Here is a 23,519-nt window from a genome sequence, read left to right on the forward strand (position 1 = left end):
AACCCCGCGATTTTGTCATATCTTAATGTCTCGGGAGGGTGCTTCCCTCGTCGACGATTGTTTGCCGGTCGGTAGCGTCCGCTTTACGGCTGAAGAGACCCATAGTCGGGCATTCGCGCGCCCTCCCCCGCTGCCCAACTTCAGACTCTCATTCAGGTGCGTTCATATCGGTTTATGCAGTTGCCGACGTCTTGTGGCGCTGCGCTCGACTTGAGCAATTCGATAAAGTTTAGGTGGCCCTAGGCCGCATAACGTAGTGACAAAATTGTGGGTTGGGACAAGTTCGGGACAACACACGCGGAATTGTTCCTGTAAATAGTTCGGGTTATGATGTCCGATAATTGCGGGCTGTCCGAAGCGGCTGCAAGGGGAAGATGGCATGAGAAAGCTCTTCAGTATGGTCGCGGCAGCAATGGCTGCGTCTTCGGCATCTTCAGCTCCTCCGCAAGCGGTACCGATTACGGTTTCGATCGCGGCGGATGGCACCGGCCCCAAGATCAATCGCGACATCTTCGGCCAGTTTGCGGAGAATCTGGGCACTGGGATTTATGGGGGCGTATGGGTTGGCGAGGGTTCAGCTATCCCAAATGTTCGCGGCTTACGCACCGACGTTGTGACTGCACTAAAGGCGCTGAAAGTCCCCAGCGTACGCTGGCCCGGCGGCTGTTTCGCCGACGAATATCATTGGCGCGACGGCATTGGTCCGCGAGCAAAGCGTGCCGTCACCGTCAACGGCAGCTGGGGCAACGCGCTCGAGAAGAATGATTTCGGCACGGACGAGTTTTTTGACTTCATCCAGCAAATCGGATCGGAGGCCTATATTTCCGTCAACATGGGATCGGGGAGCGTCAAGGAAGCTGCCGACTGGATGGCGTATATGACCGCCGATCCGGGCACGACTGCCGGCGCCGAGCGCGCCGCAAACGGTCACCGCGATCCTTATCAGGTGAAGTTCCTTGGTATCGGCAACGAAAGCTGGAGTTGCGGCGGCGCGTATCGATCGGAATATTACGTTGACGAGATGAAGCGCTACGCCCGCTTCGCACGCAACCTGAACCTCAAGCAGCAAGGCACAGACAACCCGGCGGGCGGATCGGTCGCCGGGTCGAATCCGATGCAGCGCATCGCGGTTGGGCCGGGATCGCCGGGGACCGATTATACCGAGGCGGTGATGCGCGCATGGAAGGGACACGACTGGAGCTGGAGCATCGAAGGGCTGTCGCTGCACAATTATACCTGGGTCAGCTGGCCGCCGACCTACGCCAGCACTGGGTTCGGTGAGCGCGAATATGCGACCCTGATCAAAGACACGCTGAAGATGGAGGATATGATCCGCATTCACTCCGCCGTCATGGACAAGTACGACCCGGCCAAAAAGGTCCCGCTGGTCATCGACGAATGGGGCGTCTGGCTGGCCAAGCTGCCCGGCAGCCGCGACGGTTTCCTGCATCAGCAGAACTCGATCCGCGACGCGATTATCGCCTCCATCAATCTGAACATGTTCACGCGCCATGCCGACCGCGTTCGGATGACCGCGATCGCCCAGATGGTGAACGTGCTTCAGGCGATGATTTTGACCGACGGACCGAAGATGGTGCTGACGCCTACCTACCATCTGTTCAAGATGTACGTGCCGTTCCAAGATGCGACGCGGTTGCCGATCACCTTTGACGCGGGCACCTATCGTTTCGGCGACGTCAGCCTACCGCGCATCGACGCGATCGCCGCGCGCGCAGCAGACGGAAAACTATGGATCGCGTTGACGAACGTCGACCCCAACGCGCCGGCGCAAATCGATGCGCAGCTCCAGGGCATACGGGCGCAGACCGCATCCGGCACGGTGCTGACCGCCGACCGGGTGGATGCCGTCAACACCTACGACAAGCCGGACACGGTCGTGCCGCGGCAGATTGCTGCCCGCGTCAGCAACGGGCGGATCAGCCTGACGCTACCGCCGAGATCCGTCACGGTGCTGTCGGTCACGCAGTAAGCGGTGCGGTGTAACGTATGTTACAAAGCGCCGCAGGACGCCCTTTGTGATTGATACGACGTTCACGAAAATTGTGCGGTTTGCAGGGTCAGGCGAGGAGAACGCTACATTCAGTCAAGCACATGCCCCTTCCGGCGCTTCTTGGGGTGCCGCTACTCCGCTGAAAAATCAAGGTCCGCTATTGTCGTTAGCCGCCCAGTAGCTCTGTGGCCGGCAAGACCCAGTTATGGACGTTCCCGAGCGGTTTTCGCTTCCCCAATTTGTACATTTGTTTATGCCCCTAGCAGGCGCAACTTAAAGCGGGTCGCCGCCCAGATTTCGGCGATCCTCTGGAAAAAGCGGGCTTTTACCGAACCCCCGCTCTCCTTCCCCCGCCGGCCGCATCCTTCTATGCCCGTCGAATGGATATAGCTGGCTTCGACCTGAACCTGTTAAAGGCGTTCGATGCCCTCTACGCGGAACGCCACGTCACCCGTGCGGGCCAGCGTATCGGTCTGAGTCAGCCGGCGATGAGCGGTGCACTCACGCGCCTGCGCGAGATGCTCGACGACGAACTGTTCGTGCGGTCGTCGACGGGAATGCAACCGACACCCCGCGCCGATGATTTGGCCGGCCCGATCGCGGCTGCGCTTCGTCTGATGCGGACCGTCCTGCAAGACGACGGTTTCGATCCGGGAACCGCCGATCATGTCGTCACGATCGCCATGACCGACTATGCGGCCTTCGTCCTGCTGCCTACGCTACTGGCGAAGCTAACCATCGAAGCGCCTCGTCTCGAGGTGCGGGTCCGCGGGATTTTTGGCAAGGACGAGGTCGTCGATCTCCTCGACAGTGGCGAGGCGAGCCTCGCACTCAGCGTTCCCATCGACGCCTCGGCACGCATCCTGACACGCCCGCTGCTACGCGAAGGTTTCGTCTGCATCGCCCGGCCCGGGCATCCGGCCTTTGCGAACGAGGCCGACGTCGCGGCGTTCGCGGCGGCGCCCCATCTCCTGGTATCGCCCGAGGGGGATCGTGCGGGGCTGGTCGACCGCAAGCTTGCGGCACTTGGACTGGCGCGCCGTGTCGTGCTGAGCCTGCCGCAGTTTCTGGTCGCGCCGTTCGTCGTCGCTGACACCGACCTGATCGCGACGCTTGCCGCGCGCGTCGCCCGGCGGTTCGCCGCGGCCAATCTGGGTATTGTCGTGCATGAGCCGCCGGTCGCGTTGCCGGACTGGCCGCTGGCGATGATGTGGCATCGGCGGGTAAATGACCATCCCGCTACGGTCTGGCTTCGCGACTGCATTGCCGGGATCGCCGCGTCGGCCTGACGCCATCGTCCTCGCTGATACCGGCGTATCAACTTTTGCGATTTTCCGCAGCGCCCCAGTTCCGCTCTACCTCGCGGCACAGAAGCAATGGGATGCTGACATGCGTGTAATGGTAACGGGTGCTACGGGATTGATCGGCGGGGCGGTCGCACGTCGATTGACCGTGGCGGGGCATGACGTGGTCGGGCTTGCGCGTTCGGAGGCGAGCGCGGTCAGGCTGACCGACATGGGCTATCAAACGGTCCAAGGCGACCTCGGCGATGCGGTCAGCATCGCCAACGCTGTCCAGAGCGTCGATGCGGTCGTCCATGCCGCGTCGCCGAACGACCAGAACAGCGCGGCTTATGACGAAGTGGCGACCCGCGCGATCATCGATGCGCTGCGCGGCACGTCAAGGCGCTTTGTCTATACGAGCGGCTGTTTCCTGTACGGCGCCACTGGCGATAGGCCCGCAACAGAGGATAGCCCGCTCGATCCGCTGGAAATGGTGCGCTTTCGCCAGGCGCTCGAAGCGGAGATCCTCGGCGCCGCGGCCGATGGCGTTCACGGCATCATCATTCGTCCCGCCTGGGTCTACGGCAACTACGCCTGGACCACGATGATGATGTACGGTTCGGCGCAGGACCATGGCGCCGCGCGGTACGTCGGCAACGGGCGGAACCGCTGGACGTGCGTGCATGTCGACGATCTCGCCGAGCTGTATCTGCTCGCGCTCGAGAAGGCGCCGGCGGCCTCGATCTTCAACGGCGCGCACGGCGCCGCTATCCCGCTGATCGACATCGCACGCGCCGCCAGCGAGGGTGCGGGCGCCGCGGGCCGGGTGGCGGAATGGCCGCTGGAAGAGGCTCGGCAGTCGCTCGGGGGCTTCGCGGATGCGATCGCGTGCGACCAGCTGGTGTCGGGCGAACGCGCCGAACGCACGCTTGGTTGGCGTCCGTCGCGGCATTCGATCCTCGAGGAACTGCGCTTCTACGCCGGGTCAGCCGCCTGACCGCACGTCGTTGCGATGATCGGGTCGTCTCGATCGCAGACAGCCGTTCACCTCGACACCAGTCCGGGCAGCCCGAAAGTCCGCCCGGACTGGTAGCGTGACACGGCTACATGCCGGCTGCGGTTGGGCGGACGATGACCTCGTTGATGTCCACCCCTTCGGGCTGTTCCAGGGCGTAGCGGATCGCCCGCGCGATCGCGTCGGGGGTGAGCGACTTCTGCCGCCAAATGGTCAGTGCAGAGGCGATCGCCGGGTCCGTGATGTCATTGCCCAGTTCGGTCGCCACGACCCCGGGGGAAATGATCGTCGTGCGAATGTCGTCATGCTCCTGACGCAACCCTTCGGTGATCGCCCAGACCGCATATTTGGTCGCGCAGTAGACGGCGGCGCTCGGCATAACGAAATGTGCGGCGATCGATGCCACGTTCACGACGTGACCCGCCTTCTGCGCGATGAACCGGGGCAGCACGGCCGCGATCCCGTTCAGCACGCCGTGAACGTTGACGTCGATCATCCGCGTCCACTCATCCTGCTTCAGCGCGGCGAGTGGCGACAGCGGCATCACGCCGGCATTGTTGATCAGCACGTCCACGCGCCCGAACCGCGCTTCCGCCGCGTCGGCGAAGGCGGCGAAGCTCGATGCATCGGTCACGTCCAGCGCGTGCCACGCGACATTCGCGCCCAATTCTGCCGCAAGCGCTTCGAGCCGCTCGGTCCTGCGCGCACCGATGAAGAGGCGCGCGCCCCTGCCCGCCAGTTCCCGCACGGTGGCTTCGCCAATACCGCTGGAAGCGCCGCTGATCAGTACGGTCTTGTCGATGACGTCGTTCATGATGAGTCCTTTCCTGTGGCCATGAAGGCTGGGCACAGATGGAACCGAACCATCGGCCGGCGTAAGACCGATCCGCCGCGATCCTTGCACGATTCTCCGGAACAAGGTGCGCCACGCTTGCCGAGGCCCGTAACAGCGGACACAGACCCTCAATGAGCACGATCGCAGATCTGGCCGCGCTGGCTGCACACCACATTCCCCGAACCGGTATGGTCAGTACGGCAATCGATCGGTTATCGCTTTTCCGGGCCGACGAGCCGACCGTCCCCTTGCCCGCCGTCTACGATGCGTCGCTTTGCATAATCGCCCAGGGCACCAAGCGGGTCTCGCTTGGCGGACACAGCCTTCTCTACGATGCCGCGCATTACCTGCTGGTCTCGGTTGACCTGCCGCTCGTCGGACACGTCATCCAGGCTGAGCGGGACGCTCCGTACCTTTGCTGCAAGATCGACATCGACCAGGCGGTGCTGGCGGACCTCATCCTTGCCGAAGGCGCCCGGGCACCGAAAGCCGATCTGCCGGCTCTTGCGGTCTATCGCAGCGACGACGATCTGATCGATGCGGCTTGCCGGCTGGTGCGTTTGCTGGACCAGCCCGATAGCATCGCCGCGCTCGCGCCGCTGATCGAGCGGGAGATCCTGTATCGTTTGTTGAAGGGGCCCCACGGGCCCGCGCTTCGCTACATGGCGGTCGCCGACAGCCATCTCAACCAGGTCAGCCGCGCCATCGCGACGATCCGCACGGGGTTCGACCGGCCGCTCCGCATCGGGGACATCGCCACCGCCGCGGGCATGAGCCCGTCGTCGCTGTACGAACACTTCAAGGCTGTAACGAGAATGACCCCGCTGGAGTACCAAAAGCAGCTGCGCCTGCAGGAGGCACGGCGCCTGATGCTGTCCGGGGGCACGACCGCGAGTGGCGCGGGTTTTGCCGTCGGCTACGAAAGCCCGTCGCAGTTCAATCGGGAATATGCGCGCTTGTTTGGCGCGCCGCCCCGTCGTGACATCGAACAGCTGCAACGCAGCGGCAATTTACTGACGCCTGTGTAGTCCCGCCTATTTCCAATTCGACCCATAATCGGCCATTTACGCTCCTCCTCTCACCCCCAACTTCGGACGCTCGTTCATGTCCGGGTTATGATCGCTTTTTCCGCTGGGATTTTGGCTCACGAATGGCGAAAGTGCCAACGAACGGCGTTTGACGTTAGGCTTAGATCTCGCAAGCGGACAGCGCATAGCTATCGAAGGACCTTAAGAAGCGACGAGCCTCAAGCAACATAGGACGCTGAGCAATACCGCACGATTTGCAAGACGTAGCTGGCCAGACTCTCGCGCTACCGCACTGAGGCGGCAGACGGCATTAAAACTTATAGTTCACCGTTTCCATGCCAACTGTGAACCAAGCCATTCGGTTGACGTTCCACGAGACCACCCCGATCGACCGTATTTGGCGCCCTTACATCTTAGAATTTTACGCCAATCCGGACATACGCCTGCCGCCCTTATGGATTGCCAAGGGTCGAGAGGTACCCGGTGTACAGTGCCTTGGCGGGTGCCTTGTCGAACGCGTTTATCATGCCCAGCGTTAGCTCATACTGCTTTTCCGCGCCGAACTGCAGACCATATTGCACGTCGAACACGGCCCATGCCCCAACCCGCGAAACGGTCGGGGCACTAACGACCTGCTGGTAATCGTCGATGACGCTCGAGACATAGCGCCACGTGCCCGACAGGAAATGATCGCCAAGCGAAAGGTCGATCCCCGCGATGTTGCGCCAGCGCGGTGTCGCGGCCGACGTCAGCGGCGAGGTCTGGTAATTGCTGCGATGCCGGACGCCGTCGTAGACCACCGCCCTCGTATCGACGTCATACGTCGCGAGATAGCTGAGGTTGTCGCGCACCGTGATCCGCGCCGCGCCGCGCCGATGTCGAAGCGATAGCTGGCCGCCGCGTCGATCCCTGACGTCCCGGTCCCGCTCGGCGCGTTGTACGAGGAGATGACGATCGACTGCGCCACGCCGCTGCCATCCCGGATGACGTTCGGGCCGTTGGGGTCGGCGTTGATCACCGCCTGCCCGTTCTTCAGCTGGATCTGGTTCTTGTACTTGTAGTGCCAGTAATCGAGCGACAGGGTCAGCCTGGAAGAGACGGCGGACCTTTGCAACAGACCGGTCCAACCGGTACTCGTCGCGTCGTAAATTCGATGAACCAAGGATATCGGAGACTAAGTCCTCACGGTTACCTTCTTGGCGCACCCGTCATACTGCACCGCCGCACCCGCAGTTTCGTAAAGCGCGGACCTCCCCGGACGCATCAAGTGAACGTGGATCGCTCGACTATTCGGCATGCCAGGATACGTCCCCCGCCGCGAGCCGAGCGTAAGCAAGCCTGCTGCCTGCTCCCATTTTAGGGTCGTGCGCGCCGCCGCACCTTGCTCGTAGCGATAGGATAGCCCGTCATCCTCGTACAACGAGCCGGTGCCGTCCCGACCCGGGTACACCAGAAGATCGAGCGCGCCACCGAGCAGCCCTGCGGTCGACTGACCGACCGGTCCCAGCGGCAGGATACTACCTGCCCGCACGTGAAGCGGAATACGGTCCAGCGCCACCGAAACGCTGTGCGTCCGCCCGCCCCGTCGATGCTCGCCGGTCCAGAAATCGTACCAGCCCCCCTCTGAAATCGGCAGATATACGTCCCAGGTCTTCACGTCGGCGGCCAGCACCGGCGCGACATGAAGGGCGCTGCCGAACATATAAGCGTGAACCTGATCCAGGGCTTCCGGATCGTTGGGGAAGTCGAACACCAGCGGCCGTATCAACGGCATTCCGGCCGTCGAAGCTTCTGCTGCCAAAGCGTAGGTGTAGGGCAACAAGCGATAGCGGAGTTCGAGGTAGAAGCGCGCGACGCGCTCCACCGTCTCGCCATATCGCCAGAACTCGGTATCGGTCATGTAGCCGTGGACGCGTGTCAACGGCAGGAAGGTTGCGAACTGGAACCAGCGCAGGAACCGTTCCTGATAGGCAGGGTCCGTATATTGCCCCTGCCCCGGCCGAAAGAAGCCGCCTGCGTCGACGGTCCACCAGGCCTGGCCTGCTGCCGCCATGTTGAGTCCGGCGGGGATCTGGCGTTTGAGCGTCTCCCAATCGTGACCGATGTCGCCCGACCATGTGGCCGCGCCGTAACGCTGCTGACCGGGGGCGGCCGATCGGGTCAGGATCATGACGCGCTTGTCGGGATAGGCCCGCCGCTGCGCCTCATAGACCGTACGGCTGACTTGCAGTGGGTAGAGGTTACGGCGTTTTTCGCCCGGCTGGGTCTTGCCCGGTGCCGCATAAATCGGCCGTCCGGCCAGATCGTCATTCTCGGGCTCGGTCGCGTCCTGCCACCAGGCATCGATACCAAGGGAACCGAGCTTTTGAGTCTGCTGCCGGGCATAGAAGCGCGCGGCGACGGGATTAAAGAAATCGATCCATTCGGTCCCGGGAATGTAGAAGCCCTTGGCTGCGACATCCTTGCCCAGTTCGGTTTCTTTACCGACCTTGGACCAGACCGACAGCATCAGGCGCATGTCCGTCGCATGCAGCTCCCGCACGAGGCCCGCAGGGTCGGGATAATGGTCCTCGTCGAAGCGCATGGCATTCCAGCCATACTTTCCCCAATATTGCCAATCCTGCACCATCATGTCGCAAGGAAGCTTGCGGGCGCGGAATTCGCGCGCCGTCGCCAGTATCTCGGCCGACGAGTGAAACCGCTCGCGGCAATGAATGTAGCCGAGCGCCCACAGCGGCATCATCGGCTGCGGGCCCAGCACGGCGTGATAGCCCGCCATGACGTCCGCCGCCGTAGGTCCGGCAATCACGACATAGTCGATGCCCTCGGATACGGGCGATGACCAGGTCGTGCGATCGTCTACCGGAGCGAAGGTGAGCACCGGCACATCCTCGTCGCTCGCTCGCACCAGCACGCTGTGCTCTCCCGCGGCAAGCGCACCAATGAAGCTGGCAGTCGGTGGCAGCCAAAGATTGGCGAGGTCCGTCATTGGCTCGCCGTCGACCTCCACATAATGGCGCGAAGACATCTTGCGACCGAGATTGAGCAGGAACGCATATCGGCCATCCCGCGGGACCGTAAACTTCCCGATGAATTCGGCATCGCGGCGCCGGACCCGGGCATTGCCGGTGGACGTGGTGACATCGGCCATGCGCGCGGCGCCTGCTGCCGCCTGTCGGACCAATGTGATCGGGCGGTCCGGCCGGTTCAGCTCTGCCATGCCGGGATTGTGCCATAGCAGACCATAGCCTTTGCTCGACAGCACGAACGGCTGGCTGATCTGCGTATTCACCTGGGTCAGCCGGCGCGGCAGACCCCGGATATCGAGATGGCCGTCCTGGAAGCAGCCGGTGCCGTAGAGGCGTTCATCGGGCGGGCTGGCGAAACCCTGCGTTACCGCAAGGGTCGGCTCGGTTCCGATCGTCGATGGTGCGAAGTGGCGCGATCCGGGCGCTTCGCTGAGGAGCAGCTTGCCCGCTCCGTCATGGAACGACAGACATCCCGTCGCTTCGTCCCACACGCATTGCGCGTGCGGGAGCGTCAGCCGCGTTCGGCCGCCTTCGTGCGAGCGCCTGGGGATTGGCGGCTTCGCGATGGGCACGAGCATTTCGCTGGGCGCTGCGGGAGGCGCTCCAACGGGCGCAACGCGGACGCGGAACGCGCGATCGCTGAGTGCCGCGACGGTAATCGCCAATTCCCCCGAGGAGATCACGAAATCCGTGGCAACGCTCCGCGTCGCGGCCTGCACCGCGCCGCTCGCCACGATCGCCGCGCCCGCACCGCTGCTGAGCAGCGCCCGCCGGGTAATCGCCCAGCTACGCGGCGTTTTCTCGTCTGTCACGCAACCTCCCGTTCGCTTCGTTTCTGCACGGCTCGGCCATCAGTCGGGCCGTCCATCTTCCTCAATGATCGCGACGTCCCAGGCGGCGAGGTCGATCTTCCCGCCACGCTGCACCTTGCGCCCATGCAGCAGTTCGGTGCCCGCGGCCGGCGCAGTCACATGCTGTGGCAGAGCCGAGTAGTTGAGCACGTACCGGACGGTATGGCCATTCTTCAGCGTGCCGCCGCGCACGATCAGCGGGAATTGCACGCCCGCGACCGATGGCGCGACGCCTGCACGCGTGACTTCGGCGGCGACGATCTTCTCGGTCAGCGGGTCGCTCGGCATGAAGCCAACATAGCTGACCTCGCCTTTGCCCCAATGGTTGCGGGTCATCGCAGCAGCAGCCGGCCATGACGGATGCTGATAGCGCGCCACGACCTCGGCGGTGGTGGGCTTCAGCATCTCCATCCACCAGCGTGGCGCGTTGTCGGCATCCGCAACCCCGAACGGATTGCCCGCGAGCGTGACCCCCACGGGGATCGTGAACTCCTGATAGGTGACGCCTGCCGCCTCGGCGATCGCGCCGGGCTGCGAGGCGTAGCGGACCTTCGTATTCTCGTCCGAAAAGCCGCTCTTGAAGGTGTAGAGCAGGTGGCCGCCGCGCTTCGCATAGTCGTTCAGCCGCGCGATCTCGGCATCGCTCGCCACGTACAGTGCGGGCACGACGATGAGCTTGTACTGATCTAGCTTTTGCGTGCTGTCGGGTGAAACGATGTCGGTCTCGACGTTCATCCGATAAAGGGCGTCGTAGAAGGGGCGAAGCACCTGGTTGTATTCCACGCCGTCCGGCTTGAACGCATTGAACGCCGTTTGGGCGGCGTTGCTGACGTAGACGGCGACCTGATTGTGCTTTTTCATCCCGGCCAGCTTCGGGCCCAGGCGAGCGATCTCGGCGCCGATCCCCTTGGCCGCCGCATACTCCGCATTGGGCTTGTAGTCCTGCGACAGCAGCCCGCGCCAGTAGGTCTCGGCCGCATTCGCGGTCGTGGCCCAGTGCCAGTATTCGACCATTTGCGCGCCCGAGGCGAGATGGCTGAACGCCTGGAGACGAAGCTGGCCCGGATAGGGCGTCCATTGCGGAAAACCCTGCGCCTCGGTTTCCAGCACGAGATAGTTCTGCCCGTTGCGGATCGAGCGCGCCTCGTCGCCGCCAAAGGCGATCTCCGCGCCGGTCAGCTTGTCCTGGGTTGGATGATAGATGTCGATGCCCGCAATATCGAGCGACCGCGCAGCCTTCCAATGGTCGACCTCCGGCTGGATGCCATAGGACCCCTCCCGCCAGCCCAGGTCGAAATTCTGCGTCATGAACTGCCCGGGCCGGGCATGCGCACGTACGAGTTTGGCTTGCCACGCCAGGAAATCGGTCACGAGGCTGCGTTGATAGGCGGCGAAGGCGTTCGACATGCTGGCGTTGATCGAGCCGTTGGTCGACGGAAAGTCTTCCCACCGGTTGATCCGGTTGGACCAGTAATTGAGACCCCACGCCGCGTTCAGGGCATCGAGGCTCGGCCATTTCGCCTTGATCGATTGGACGAACGCCGCCTGCACCGCCGGACCGCTGGTGCCATAGGGCTTGGTCTCGTTGTCGAGCTGATAGCCGATCACCGCGGGATGATCCTTCACATGGTCCACCAGCGCGACAATCACCCGCTCGGCCGCCGCCCGGTAGTCAGGATCGGTGATGTCCATGTTCTGCCGGGTGCCATATTGCGCGCGGACTCCGTCGCGCCCAACGACGAGCACGTTGGGATGCTGGCGCGCGAGCCAGGTCGGTATCGCATAGGTCGGCGTTCCGACAATCACCTTGATGCCCTGCTTGTGCATCGCGGCGAGCATGCGATCGACGTGGCTGAAATCGAAGACCCCGGGCTGTGGTTCCAGCGTGCCCCATGTCGACTCCGCGATGCGAACGACGCTGATCCCCGCCGCCTTCATCATACGCGCGTCCTCATCGACGCGGTCGACCGGCGTGTACTCGTCATAATAAGCGACACCGTAGAGGATAGTATCAGGCATCTGCGCTTGCGCCGTGGCTGGCACCGCCACGATAGCCATTGCGAGCGTTTTCAAGCACCGCCGCACGCTATTTACTTCTACCATCAATCCCCCACTTGTTATCGATTTCGAGCTGTCAGGCGCGCTAGACGATAAGCGTCTCGCAGTGCCGTCGGATCTCGCTTTTAGCTTTGACGTACCGGTAGAGCGTCTGACGAGCGAGGCCAACTCAAACGGCGATCAATCACTCGCTAAATCGAGGCGCGCCGACACCTCGTTTACCAATCCGGAACGTCTACCGTAGGAGAGCGACCTCCCGCCCTCCTACGTCAAGACTTACAGCCGGAAGCGAACCCCAGCGGAGATCAAACTGGCCTCCCACCGCACGTCGCGTGGATACTCGGGCGATTTGACGTAGCTGTAATAAGGCGTCTGCAGCAGGTTGGTTGCGTCAATCGTGAACGTCACCTTCTCCGTCAGATTGTAACTGGCCGACAGATCGAGACGACCGACCGCACCCGAATAGACGGTGGTGAACACGCCCGGTGCCCCGAAGCCATCGACGTTGGCGCTGCGGTAGTTGTAGGCGAGCCGCACGCTCGTCGGTCCGAGCTCGTACAAGCCGATCACGTTGAAGCTATACTTTGACACACCCGGCAAGGTGTTGCGTCCACCGGTAAAATTCGCAGCGGACGGAAGCGTTTGTTCGCCATCGATATAGGTGAAGTTCGCCTGCGCGCCAAAACCGCGGAGCGCTCCCGGCAGGAAGTCGAAGAATGTCGTCGCGGCGGCTTCGATGCCCTTGATCTTGCCGGACCCGGCGTTCGACGGACGATACACCAGAATGTCACCGAACGGCTGCACGCTCACCACCTCCGGCAGCGAGTTGATGAAGCCGTCGATCTCCCGATAGAAGCCCGCGACGGAGACCGATCCGGTCCGCGAGAAGTAATATTCCAGCGACGCATCGTAATTGTTCGAGCGGATCGGTTGCAGGTTCGGGTTGCCGCCGTTGCCGGTGTAGGAGAGATTCCCGCCGATCGTCCCCTGCTGAACGGTCAGCGTCGGGTTGATCTGGTTGAAACCCGGTCGGCTCAGCGCCTGCGTGCGCGACAGGCGCAGCTTGAGCTTGTCGGTGAAATGCAGCTGCGCGCTGATGTTCGGCAGGATATCGATATATTGCTGCGAGGCATCGATCGGCACCAGCGCGGTGCCGGTCGCGGTCGGGATCGAATTGGTGCCGTTCAGCTTGTTGCGCGTGATGATGACGCGCGAACCGATCGCACCGTCGATCGGGATGCCGAGGTCGAAGGCGTATTTCACCTGGGCATAGCTGGTGAACACCTGCTCGCGCGCCTTGAACGCGGAAAGCGGATTGAGCATCGGCCGGCCCGAAGCCCAGGACGCCTGCGTTCCCGCATCCGCACCCGAACGGACCAGCGCACCGCGAACATAGTCGCGGACGTCATCGATGCGGTCGTTCAGGATGTTCGCATTGGGGGCGAACCACGACCGGAACTGTTGCACGTCGTCATTGTGGAACCCCGGCGCGATGACCGCGCCGTCCGAGACGCCGGGCACGCGCGAGATCGGATCGCGAAGACTGGCGAGCGAGGCGTTGCGATCGCCATAAACCGAACTGGCGGTGCGATCGGCGTAGCGCAGGCCGAACTGGAATTTGGGGAAGAGCGACGACCCGGTGTCGAGCGCGATGTTGCCTTGCCATTGCCACTGCTGCCCTTCCGAACGCTGACGGTTCTCGTACAGGCCGCGCATGTAGTAACTGGCCGGGTCCGCGAAATCGACGCCGCTCGGGGTGAAGTCGACGCTCCTATTGGCATTCAGCCGCACCGCCAACGACAGCGGGTTGGCGAGCTGCGTCTGGAACTCGTAATAGGTGTTGTCGACGATCGACTTGGTGTACGCCAGATCACTGGTGATGACGGCGTTGCCGATGTCCCACTTCGTGCCCAGCGCGCCCTGGAACGTGTCGGTATTGTTGCGCCCGGACTGTTTGGTCGGCCCGTTGACGATGCCGAGATCCGTATCGAACGAGGCGAGCGTCGTGCCGTTCTGCGTCAACACCGCGTTTCGGATCGTCGGCGGATTGCCGCCGGTGGTGCTCGACTGGATCGGCACGCCGAAGAAGTCGTTCGCGTTCTTGTTGCGATACGCCAGCCACAGCCCGTCGGCGTAGATCATCAGATTGTCGGCAGGCTTCCACTGCAACGACCCGTTGACCGAGGGACGCTGGCGGGTACCGCGACCGTAGAACAGCCCGATATCCTGCGGAAAGGTGAAGTTGCGCCCGACCGATGCGGGCAGGATCTGCTGCGCAGCAGGGACGTTGTCCTGGAAACCCTGATAGCGGATCGAGTTGAGATAGCGCGTCTGGGTGAAGGACACATTCACCAGTGCGCCGATCTCGCCGATGCCGGTCTGCCAGCGGTCGCTGATCAGCAGGCTGCCGATCGGATCGAGTTTCCGCGATTCCGTGTTGTAGACACCACGCGCGGCCCCGGCGAGTTCAAAGCCCTTGAAGTCGAATGGACGGCGCAGGCCAACGTCGATCAGCCCGGCGATCCCGCCTTCCAGATTGTCGGCGGTCGTCGCCTTGTAGACCTCGACGCGCGACAATGCCTGCGCCGGGAAATCCTGGATCGAGACCGAGCGACCGTCGGCAGTGAAGATCTCGCGCCCCTGCACCGTCGTCTGCACGTTGGGCAGGCCGCGGATCAGCACACCGTTCGCCTCGTCGAGATAGCGCGTCACCTGCACGCCGGTGATCCGCGCGATCGCTTCCGAGGCATTGTTGTCGGGGAACTTGCCGATATCCTCGGCGACCAGCGCGTCGACGATCGCGTCGGAGTTGCGCTTGATGTTCTGCGCGCTGCTCAGGCTGCGGCGGAGACCGGTGACGACGATATCCTCCCCCGGCGCGCCTGCGGCGGCGGTGGGTGTCGCGGGAACCGCGATGCTGTCGGTCTCGGCCTCGGGCGGAGCGGGCTGCATGGGCTGCTGTTGCTGGGCAAAGGCGGGGCCGGCCGCCGCAAGGATCATCAGGGTCGCGGTGGATGCCGACAGACGGGCGAGCGCTTTCAGGTTCATTTCTTTCCTCCCTTGGATTTTATGGTTGGTTTAATTGGCCGTTAACGGGGCGCTTCCCGGCAAGCGGGTGACGGTGATCCGGTCGATGTTGGGGGCGTATTTCGAGCGCAGCAGCACTTGCGGCCACACTTGCGACGCGTAGGTTTTGCCGTCCCAGTCGGGCTGTTCCTCGCCCGCGATGCGGATCGCATTGGTGCCCGCACGCAGCGTGACCGGGACGGTCATCTCCCACCAATTGTTGCGGTGGAAGCTGTTGGGGAACGTCGCCAGCACCGGTGCAGCGCCGTTGACCGAAATGCGCGCGATCCGCGCGAGCGGGTCGGGATTGTAATGCGTCGCCTTGGACTGCTCGTCGTTCGAGAAACGGATCGTCAGTGCGTAATCGCCCGCCGTTTCGACCGTAACCGCCGGGAACGTCAGCGTGTTGCCGTTGCCCGGCGCGCCGCCGATGTCGAACACCGCGCGTCCGCCCTGCGCCAGCGATGCCGCTGCGATCCGCGCGGTACCCGCGACCTGTCCTGCCTCGGCTTCGTAGCTGCGACCGGTGCCAGTCGTCGCTTCGGTGACGCTGAGCCGCCGGGCCCGGGTCGCGCCGCGCACCACGACCTTGTTGATCCCGCCGAGCAGGAACGCATCCGCCGCACCACCGGCGGCGAGATCGCGACCGTTGACCTGCAGCGTGGCGCTACCGCCCTCCTCCAGCGACAGCCGGGCCAGCCCGTCCCGGGCGGCATAGACCCAGAAGGTCAGCGCCCCGTTCTTTGCGGTCGCATCGATTGCGTCATAGACGGTCGCCTGCCCCGAGGCTGGTGCGGTCGCGAGCGTGATGCGATCGACCAGCGCATTGCCGATCGTCTGCCGCCGCCCGTCGAGGCTCTTCGTGGCGAGTGTCAGCACATGGCGCCCGCGCTTGAGCGATAGCACCGTATCGACATGGTCGAGCACCGACGGCTTGTAGCCGAGCGGCAGCAACAGTTCGGCCTCGTTCGCCGCCTTGCCGTCGACCTGCAGGAACACGTTGGTCGGCCCCTGCGCCTCGGCCTCGGGGTCCTTGTTGAACGTGCTGGCCAGGACCCGCAGGGCGTAACGTCCGTCCTTCGGCACATCGACCGCGAAGTCGAGCGCGGCATCGTTCCCGGTCGCGAACCCTTCGACCGAATAGCCGCCCGAGGTGTAGAACCGGTCGACCGCCTTGGGCGATCCTTCCGGGCCCCGCAGCTTCAACCCGGTGCCGCGCCGCTTGGCCTGCTCGGCTTCGTAATCCTGCCGCCACCCGGCGGTCGGGGCGTCGCCTTGCGCGCCCCCCTCACCCAGGGTCAGCACGACTTCATATGCTGCTTCCTCGCGCAGCGTCGGAAGCGTGCCGTCCCCGAACGCGAGGCGTACCGCGCCGCCGCGAACCACGACGCCGCGATCCGCGACCAGCGCGGGCGGACGCGCATCGCCAAGCGGTCCGGTCCAGCCGATCTCGCGCACGCGCACGCGCGCCGTCGTGCCGAACCACGCCGGGATCCGCGTAAGCGATACCCCCGCCGCGCCGGTTTTACCGCCGAACAGCAACCGCATCTGCCGCCGCGCGGGATCGAGCGTGGCGACGCCCTGTAGCGTGTAGCTTTCGTCCGGGTGTGGCGGGGTGACGGCGAGGCTGTGCCCGCTCATCGTCGCATAGCTGTTGAGCAGCCACCACTGGCCATTGCCACGGTTTGCCTGGACCGCGGAGTCGCTCAGATTGCCGTCGATGTTCCAATAAGCGATGTCCGCGTCGATCTTCGAATCCTCGATCGCGGCGATCCACTGGACCATCTGGCCGGGCACCGAGGTGTGATAATTATACGCATATTCGTTGATGTTGATCGGCAGGTGCCGCCCCTGCCAGCGCGTTCCGGCGAACACCTTGTCCTCCCAGCCGCGATAGCGCCGCACGCTGGTGCGCACGGTCGCGGGATTGCTCAGTTCGTGCCACGTCACGACGTCCGGCACCGTATCTTGCGCGACCGTGTGTTTCAAAAATCCCTCGACCTCGTCGTAGAGGATGCTGGTGTTCGGGCCAGCGATCCGCGCGCCGGGAACGACCTGGCGGATCAGCCGATAGGCGCGGTCCCACGCGTCGAAGAAGGCGGCGGGGTTGGTCTGCCACTTGATCCCGTTGCAGCTCTTGGGCCCGTCCCCGAACATGTTCCCCTCAGGCTCGTTGAAGGGGGCGAAGACGATCCGGTCGCGATAGCGCGGTGCCATGCCGCGCACTTGCTGCGCCTGCATCCGCAGTTTCTCGAGATAGGCGGTCACCGATTGCGCGCAGTCACCGTTTTTCCAATTGTAGGGAAACTCGCGGTTGATGTCGGTCATGTAGATGTAGGTGTCGCCACCCGATGCGTCGGTCAGCAGCGTCGAGACTTCAAGCGCGTCCGCGCCGGGATGCTGCGGTCCGTCCTGCGCCTTGGTCGACACGGTACGCAGCGCGATCCCCTCGATGAGGTTGGGATGCGGCAAGCGGGCGTCGTAGAGGCCGTACAACGTGCCCGAGGCCCCGCCGTGGAACGGCCCGGTATCACTCCCGAGATCGACCGTGAGTTGCTCTGGCGCGGTTTGCGCGGCAACCGGCAGCGCCGCGGAGCCGAGCAATACCGCAATCAGCAGTCTGGCGGAGGAACGGGATCGCGTTGGGCGCATAAGGGGAAATTCCGCTGGGTAGAGGGAGGGGGTCATGCCGCGCGTGCCGCGGTCATGCGGTCGATCGTCGCGCGGTTGAGGATCAGGCGGCTGGCGGTGAGCGCGAGCGCGAGGTGCAGCAAGCCGGGAATCACGGTGGAGAGCAGGCGGATACCGGTCAGCGACGATGGCGTCTGGTTGCCGGCCCCCGCCTTGTACGACACGATCACCAGCACACCGCTGATCAGCGCGCCCGCCAGCGCCCACGCGAGCTTCACGAAGAACTGGTTGAACGCGAAGCTCATCCCCGACGAGCGCATGCCGAGCTTCCACTCGCCATATTGATCCGCCAGTTGAATCAGCGTGAAGTGCAACGGCAGCGTGCAGCCCAGCACCGTGCAGCACAGTCCGACCAGCACCAGCCACAGCGCGGGATAGCTGCCCGGCACGAAATACGCGCCGAAATGCCCGACGACGAGCACGAGGTTGACCCAGACGTACACCGTCTTGACGTCGAAGCGGCGCGTGAAGGCCTGCACGACGATCGACCCGAGCAACCCGCCCGCGGTGGCGGTGCCGAAGAACAACGCCTGATAGGTGGCGTCGCCGCCCAGCACATAAGTGATGAAATAGAGGGCCGCGCCGCCCTTGGTGTTGAAGATGCTGATCAACAGCAGGGTCATCAGGAAAGTCAGGCGAAGCTGGTCGTTCTTGAGCGTATTGGCGATCGCGACCCGCAACGGCGGCTCCTCGGCGCCGGTTTCCGGCACGCGCTCGCGCACGAACAGGAAGCAGATCAGGAACATCGCCACTGCGGCAAGCGACAGGATCGCCACACCGTCGCGGTATCCGCGCGCGACGTCCCCGCCGCCAAGCTGCCGCACCATGATCGGCAGCCCGACCGAAACCGCGAACGATGCCACCGCGACCATCGCGAAGCGCACCGACTGGCACGATACGCCTTCGCGCGCGCTGTCGGTCATCCGCGTGATCAGCGCGCAATAGGGCACGTTGTTGAGCGAATAGAAGAAGGCGAGCAGGAAATAGGTCGCTGCCGCATAAGCGACCTTTCCGTCATAACCGAAGTCGGGGGACTGGAAGGTCAGGAAGCAACTGAGGCCGACCGGGATCGCGGTCCACAACAGATACGGGCGGAACTTGCCCCAGCGCGTGTACGTGCGATCCGCCATGATGCCGATCAGCGGGTCCGAAACCGCATCGAACACCCGCAGCGACAGGAACAGGATCCCGACGATGCCCGGCGCCAGCCCGAACACGTCGGTGTAATAAAAGGTGAGGAAGTTGGCGATCAGTCCGGTGATGATCGTGCCGCCAGCGTCGCCAAAGCCGTAACAGACCTTCTCGAAGAACGGCACGCGCTCCGCGGGCGTGGTCACGAGCGGGACGGTCCCGCTTCCACTGCCGTCCTGCGCTAACGCTGTCATTGCCATCCTTCCTCTCCACTCGTCGGCCGCTTTGCGCGTGTCCGGTCGATTTCAGGCGTCGGCGAATGCCGCCGCCACTGCCGCACCCGCGCGGACGAACACCGGAATTTGGTGCAACGGTGCGGGGCAGCGGATGCTCGCTCCGCCGGACCGGGCTTCCCCGGTCCAGGCATCCACCCAGTCGCCGGACGGCAACCAGACGTCGCGCTCGGTCACGCCTGCGGCGAGGATCGGTGCGACCAGCAGATCCGGCCCGAACATATATTGGTCGTCTAGCGTCCAGGAGCGTTCGTCGCCCGGGTGATCGTAGAACATCGGTCGCATCAGCGGGTCGCCGTGCGTATGGGCCTCGGCCATCAATCCTGCGACATAGGGGCGCAATCGTTCGCGCAGGGCGGCGTAGCGGCTGAGGATCTGATAGACCGGCTCGCCGAAACTCCACAGTTCGTTTCCGGCACCCGTGTCGCATTGCGCCACGCCGTCGCGGAACGGCTCGGCCGGCGGGGTGATCGGGTCGCGGTGGCCGTGCATCCGCAGGACGGGCGTGAAGACGGCCCATTGGAACCAGCGCACCATCAATTCATGAAAGGCCGGGTCCTCGACATTCCCGCCATGGAAACCGCCGATATCGGTGGTCCACCACGGAATCCCCGCCATCCCCATATTGAGCCCGGCGCTCAACTGGTTGCGCATCGCATCGAACGAGCTGTGGATGTCACCCGACCAGACCAGCGCGCCATGACGCTGGCTTCCTGCCCAGGCACAGCGGACCAGGCTGACGACATCGCCCTCACCTTCGGCGCGCATCCCGTCCGCCACGACCTGCGCAAAGTGCAGCGGATAGGCATTGCCGACCGCCAGCACCTCACCCGCGTGATAGCGGTAATTGTCGAAATCATACGCGCCATATTCGGGCTCGGCTTCGTCCAGCCAGAACAGCCGCACACCGAGCTCGCGATAATTGCGCTTCAGTCGATCCCACAGCAACGCACGCGCTCCGGGGTGCGTCGTGTCGATGAAGCGCGTATTCCCGAGGAACTCCTGCTGCACATCGACGCCGCGCTTGCTTCGGACGAGATAGCCCTTCTCGGCCATCTCCGCGTAATTCTCGGATCGTGGGTCGACGGTCGGCCAGACCGATACCAGCAGCTCGGTGCCCATCGCTTTCAATTCTGCGGTCATCGCGGCGGGATCGGGCCATTCGCGCGGATCGAACCGCCAGTCTCCCTGCACCGGCCAATGGAAGAAATCCGCGACGATCACCGCAAGCGGAATTCCGCGATCGCGATATTCGCGAGCGACCGCCAGCAGTTCGTCCTGCGTGCGGTAGCGCAGCTTGCTTTGCCAGAGGCCCAGCGCGAAATCCGGCATGGTCGGCACCGTGCCGGTGACGGCCGCGTAATTGCGGACCACCCCGGCCGGCGTATCGGCGGCGGTGATCCAGTAATCCACTTCGCGCGCCGCGCGCGAGGTCCAGGTTGCGCCGTTGGCGGCGAAACACACGTCCCCGATCGCGGGGCTGTTCCACAGCAGGCCATAGCCTTCGCTCGACACGACATAGGGCACGCTCGCTTGTGAATTGCGCTGTGCCAGTTCGAGCGAGCAGCCCGCCAGATCGAGATTGGGCTGCTGATACTGCCCCATGCCGAACAGGCGCTCGCCCGGCTTCGCTTCGAACCGAACCGTGATGTGCGACACCTCGCCCGAAACCGGCTTGAACTCGCGGCCGGCGATGCCGAGTGCGCTGATGGTGCGGACGTCCTCGGTTCCGACCGTCCAGAACTTCGTCACCGTATCGCGCTGCCGCCACTTCTCCTCGAGCAACAGCCGACCGTTGGAATCGAGAAAACGAACCCGTCCCTGTAGATCGACTTCGGCCACGATCTTGCCGTTCGCGATCCATGCGACGGCACCATTCCGGCTGATTACGGGATCGGGTGTTGCAACGTCGAGCAAGGCGCCAGCGCTCGCCGGACGCTCGGCATGCGCGGACGCGCGCAACCGCAACCCGTCGCGACCATGCGCCTCGATCCGCAGCCACGCACCGTCATACGACCATGCGATCGCGCGCGGTTCCAGAATGAGCGTATCCAACCAGTCATCCTCCGAATTGTTTTTGGCGGGTCGTCTCGATCGCGACCGTAAACGTTTTCGGTGGCGTTTGTGATGGCTTCCCAATCGGTTGTCAATCCGCTTGCGTAATGGCGTGACAGGCTCAATTGAACGGGAATGGATATCCGTTCTCTGGCCAATCACCTTGGCCTATCGATCGGCACGGTTTCGCGTGCGCTGAACGACCGCAAGGACGTCAACCCCCAGACACGCCAGCGAGTCATCGCGGCTGCGGACGCGCTCGGCTATACGCCGAACCAGTCGGGGCGGACGTTGCGCAGCGGCCGTACCAGCACAGTCGGCTTCATGCTCACGCTGGAACATGACAGCGCGGTATATGGCGAGCCTTTCTTCATGGCCTTGTGGGAAGGCGTTCAAAGCGGATTGGACAAGCACGGGCTGGACCTCGTGATCCTACTCGCGCGCAAGGGCGAGGACGCTCTCACCTTCCTGCGCCGCCACGTGTCTCGCGGGACCGTCGACGCCTGGCTGCTGTCGGCAACGCAAGTCCATGACGACCGCATCGCGTTCCTGCAAAACCGCAACATCCCCTTCGTCGCGCTTGGCCGATCGGACACGGCGCGCCCGTTCGCGTGGATCGATCTTGATTTCGAGGCAGTCGTTGCGGATGCGATCGCGCTGTTCGCTGCAGCCGGACATCGACGCATCGGACTGGTCGCCCCGCCAGCCACGATCAACAACAGTCAAATCGTCATCGATTCTTATAAATCAGCGCTGGAAAATGCGGGTATCGATTGGGATCCTGACCTTGTGCATCATGGCGACACCGATGAAGTCGACGGCGAGTCCGCTGCACGCGAGCTAATGATGTTGCGCGACAAGCCATCGGCACTGCTGTTGATGGGGGAAACCGCTCCGGTGGGAGCCTACCGTGCGCTTCGCCAACTTCATCTTGAGCCCGGGCGGGATATTGCCGTGATCGGTCTGCGCGACAATCCCGCCTGCCGAAGTCTTTTACCCAAACTTACGTGTTTTAAACTCGACCTTGAGGCACTTGGCCTGGCGCTTTCAGAGGCGGTGGTCGCAACACTAGCTGATCCCATGAACGCTGACTTTCCCCACCTCCAACGGCGATGGCCCATGGGTTTGGAGTTGGGTAGCAGCCATGATCCTCAAACGTCATTGACGCTGGAATCGAATGCCCAGCTCTGAAGACCTAATACGGTCAGCCAATGCCAGCTGTAGCCTACCTACTCAAGGACATCTGATGAGCAAGGCGGTCGGCGATGACAGCTAGCCGCCGATCAGTATCTAATCAATTTGGGGTTCACATATTGACCATTAAGTTTGAACCCATTCGATCCAGACGCGGCCGCACGCCATCTGCTTCCAACAGCTCGATCTCGGCCGTTCGTTCACCGGCGGTTCGCCAACCATAAATGCAAACGGCTACTTCGCCCTTCCCGGTGTACCCTGCGGCGCTCACTTTGCACCGTGGAGACAAGCGATGGGGCATTCCTGGTTAGATCCAGCCTTTCAAGAACTTCGCCCTTGGAACGAGGGCCGTGTGCTTGGGGCGAAGCGCGCACTGAAACCGCAACAAGTTTGGGCTATTCGCTTCTGGCTCGACCAGCACCGACGTCTACGGGATCGAGCGCTTTTCGATTTCGCGATCGACAGCAAGCTGCGCGGTTGCGATGTTGTGAAAGTCCGCATCGGCGACATCGTTGCCGGTGGCCGCATTCGGGATCGCGCGATCGTGGTTCAGCAAAAGACGAAACGACCCGTGCAGTTCGAGATCGTTGAACCTGCCCGTAAAACCCTGTTCGCATGGCTTGAACGCCGTGGCGGCACATTGGACGATTTCGTCTTCCCAAGCCGTAACGACTATATGGGGCACATGAGCACAAGGCAGTATGCCCGCCTTGTTCGCGAATGGATTGTCGGCATCGGCCTCCAAGCCGAGGATTACGGCACTCACTCCCTTCGACGCACCAAAGCCTCGATCATCTACAAGGCGACGGGCAATCTACGCGCAGTTCAAATTCTTCTCGGCCATGCGAAGATTGAAAGTACCGTCCGCTACCTCGGCGTGGATGTCGAAGACGCTTTGGAACTGGCCGAACGCACCGAGGTCTGAGACGACCCACAACCGGACGTTCAGGTGCGCTTCCCCGCTTACCAGCCGGAGACA

At 63.3% G+C, this 23,519-nt stretch carries 15 protein-coding genes; 6 read left to right on the forward strand and 9 right to left on the reverse strand.

Annotated elements, in window-relative coordinates:
- The first annotated feature begins 613 nt into the window (after nucleotides 1–613).
- The 3 genes from ABIC17_RS16995 (at nucleotide 614) to ABIC17_RS17005 (ending at nucleotide 4,291) form a co-directional block, all read left to right on the forward strand.
- The gene (locus ABIC17_RS16995) at nucleotides 614–1,990 is read left to right on the forward strand and encodes an alpha-N-arabinofuranosidase (protein WP_354283806.1); all 1,377 of its coding nucleotides are present in this window, start codon (nucleotides 614–616) and stop codon (nucleotides 1,988–1,990) included.
- Between the two features lie 401 nt (nucleotides 1,991–2,391).
- Complete coding sequence (locus tag ABIC17_RS17000; RefSeq protein WP_354283808.1) at nucleotides 2,392–3,300, forward strand: LysR family transcriptional regulator; 909 nt, start codon at nucleotides 2,392–2,394, stop codon at nucleotides 3,298–3,300.
- A gap of 100 nt (nucleotides 3,301–3,400) precedes the next feature.
- Nucleotides 3,401–4,291: an NAD-dependent epimerase/dehydratase family protein gene (locus ABIC17_RS17005; RefSeq protein ID WP_354283810.1), complete on the forward strand. Its 891-nt coding sequence runs from the start codon at nucleotides 3,401–3,403 to the stop codon at nucleotides 4,289–4,291.
- Nucleotides 4,292–4,397: 106 nt separating this feature from the next.
- On the opposite strand, the gene ABIC17_RS17010 is transcribed toward ABIC17_RS17005, so the two are convergent.
- The gene (locus ABIC17_RS17010) at nucleotides 4,398–5,123 is read right to left on the reverse strand and encodes an SDR family oxidoreductase (protein WP_354283812.1); all 726 of its coding nucleotides are present in this window, start codon (nucleotides 5,121–5,123) and stop codon (nucleotides 4,398–4,400) included.
- Between the two features lie 152 nt (nucleotides 5,124–5,275).
- Here ABIC17_RS17010 and ABIC17_RS17015 point away from each other — a divergent pair, with 152 nt between their 5' ends.
- Nucleotides 5,276–6,172: an AraC family transcriptional regulator gene (locus tag ABIC17_RS17015; protein WP_354283813.1), complete on the forward strand. Its 897-nt coding sequence runs from the start codon at nucleotides 5,276–5,278 to the stop codon at nucleotides 6,170–6,172.
- Nucleotides 6,173–6,624: 452 nt separating this feature from the next.
- Here the strand turns inward: ABIC17_RS17015 and ABIC17_RS17020 are convergent, their stop codons facing one another.
- The 8 genes from ABIC17_RS17020 to ABIC17_RS17055 all read right to left on the reverse strand — a co-directional run bounded on the left by ABIC17_RS17020 (nucleotide 6,625) and on the right by ABIC17_RS17055 (nucleotide 21,346).
- Nucleotides 6,625–6,972 (reverse strand): hypothetical protein, encoded by a 348-nt coding sequence (locus tag ABIC17_RS17020; protein ID WP_354283814.1) that lies wholly within the window; start codon nucleotides 6,970–6,972, stop codon nucleotides 6,625–6,627.
- Nucleotides 6,921–7,286 (reverse strand): hypothetical protein, encoded by a 366-nt coding sequence (locus ABIC17_RS17025; RefSeq protein ID WP_354283816.1) that lies wholly within the window; start codon nucleotides 7,284–7,286, stop codon nucleotides 6,921–6,923. The genes ABIC17_RS17020 and ABIC17_RS17025 overlap by 52 nt, the downstream gene beginning before the upstream one ends.
- Nucleotides 7,287–7,346: 60 nt before the next feature.
- On the reverse strand, nucleotides 7,347–10,013 hold the full coding sequence (locus tag ABIC17_RS17030) for a glycoside hydrolase family 31 protein (protein WP_354283818.1): 2,667 nt from the start codon (nucleotides 10,011–10,013) through the stop codon (nucleotides 7,347–7,349).
- 39 nt (nucleotides 10,014–10,052) lie between these two features.
- The gene (locus tag ABIC17_RS17035; protein WP_354283820.1) at nucleotides 10,053–12,071 is read right to left on the reverse strand and encodes a beta-galactosidase; all 2,019 of its coding nucleotides are present in this window, start codon (nucleotides 12,069–12,071) and stop codon (nucleotides 10,053–10,055) included.
- Nucleotides 12,072–12,386: 315 nt separating this feature from the next.
- Nucleotides 12,387–15,158, reverse strand: coding sequence for a TonB-dependent receptor (locus tag ABIC17_RS17040; protein ID WP_354283822.1), 2,772 nt, complete (start codon nucleotides 15,156–15,158; stop codon nucleotides 12,387–12,389).
- A 30-nt stretch (nucleotides 15,159–15,188) separates the two neighbouring features.
- The gene (locus tag ABIC17_RS17045; RefSeq protein WP_354283824.1) at nucleotides 15,189–17,828 is read right to left on the reverse strand and encodes a cellulosome protein; all 2,640 of its coding nucleotides are present in this window, start codon (nucleotides 17,826–17,828) and stop codon (nucleotides 15,189–15,191) included.
- 32 nt (nucleotides 17,829–17,860) lie between these two features.
- Nucleotides 17,861–19,252: an MFS transporter gene (locus tag ABIC17_RS17050; protein ID WP_354283826.1), complete on the reverse strand. Its 1,392-nt coding sequence runs from the start codon at nucleotides 19,250–19,252 to the stop codon at nucleotides 17,861–17,863.
- Between the two features lie 51 nt (nucleotides 19,253–19,303).
- On the reverse strand, nucleotides 19,304–21,346 hold the full coding sequence (locus ABIC17_RS17055; protein ID WP_354283828.1) for a glycoside hydrolase family 31 protein: 2,043 nt from the start codon (nucleotides 21,344–21,346) through the stop codon (nucleotides 19,304–19,306).
- A gap of 135 nt (nucleotides 21,347–21,481) precedes the next feature.
- On the opposite strand from ABIC17_RS17055, the gene ABIC17_RS17060 reads away from it, so the two are divergent.
- Nucleotides 21,482–22,537: a LacI family DNA-binding transcriptional regulator gene (locus ABIC17_RS17060; protein ID WP_354283830.1), complete on the forward strand. Its 1,056-nt coding sequence runs from the start codon at nucleotides 21,482–21,484 to the stop codon at nucleotides 22,535–22,537.
- Between the two features lie 295 nt (nucleotides 22,538–22,832).
- Nucleotides 22,833–23,465, forward strand: coding sequence for a tyrosine-type recombinase/integrase (locus ABIC17_RS17065; RefSeq protein ID WP_354283832.1), 633 nt, complete (start codon nucleotides 22,833–22,835; stop codon nucleotides 23,463–23,465).
- Nucleotides 23,466–23,519 lie beyond the last annotated feature (54 nt).

The sequence above is a fragment of the Sphingomonas sp. PvP056 genome, assembly GCF_040549155.1.
GTDB lineage: Bacteria > Pseudomonadota > Alphaproteobacteria > Sphingomonadales > Sphingomonadaceae > Sphingomonas.

Excerpts from the sequence above, each read along its gene's own strand:
- ABIC17_RS17000 (WP_354283808.1), top strand. The coding sequence starts at position 2,392 with ATGGATATAGCTGGCTTCGACCTGAACCTGTTAAAGGCGTTCGATGCC.
- ABIC17_RS17005 (WP_354283810.1), top strand. The coding sequence starts at position 3,401 with ATGCGTGTAATGGTAACGGGTGCTACGGGATTGATCGGCGGGGCGGTC.
- ABIC17_RS17010 (WP_354283812.1), bottom strand. The coding sequence starts at position 5,123 with ATGAACGACGTCATCGACAAGACCGTACTGATCAGCGGCGCTTCCAGC.
- ABIC17_RS17015 (WP_354283813.1), top strand. The coding sequence starts at position 5,276 with ATGAGCACGATCGCAGATCTGGCCGCGCTGGCTGCACACCACATTCCC.
- ABIC17_RS17035 (WP_354283820.1), bottom strand. The coding sequence starts at position 12,071 with ATGCCTGATACTATCCTCTACGGTGTCGCTTATTATGACGAGTACACG.
- ABIC17_RS17040 (WP_354283822.1), bottom strand. The coding sequence starts at position 15,158 with ATGAACCTGAAAGCGCTCGCCCGTCTGTCGGCATCCACCGCGACCCTG.
- ABIC17_RS17045 (WP_354283824.1), bottom strand. The coding sequence starts at position 17,828 with ATGCGCCCAACGCGATCCCGTTCCTCCGCCAGACTGCTGATTGCGGTA.
- ABIC17_RS17050 (WP_354283826.1), bottom strand. The coding sequence starts at position 19,252 with ATGACAGCGTTAGCGCAGGACGGCAGTGGAAGCGGGACCGTCCCGCTC.
- ABIC17_RS17060 (WP_354283830.1), top strand. The coding sequence starts at position 21,482 with ATGGATATCCGTTCTCTGGCCAATCACCTTGGCCTATCGATCGGCACG.
- ABIC17_RS17065 (WP_354283832.1), top strand. The coding sequence starts at position 22,833 with ATGGGGCATTCCTGGTTAGATCCAGCCTTTCAAGAACTTCGCCCTTGG.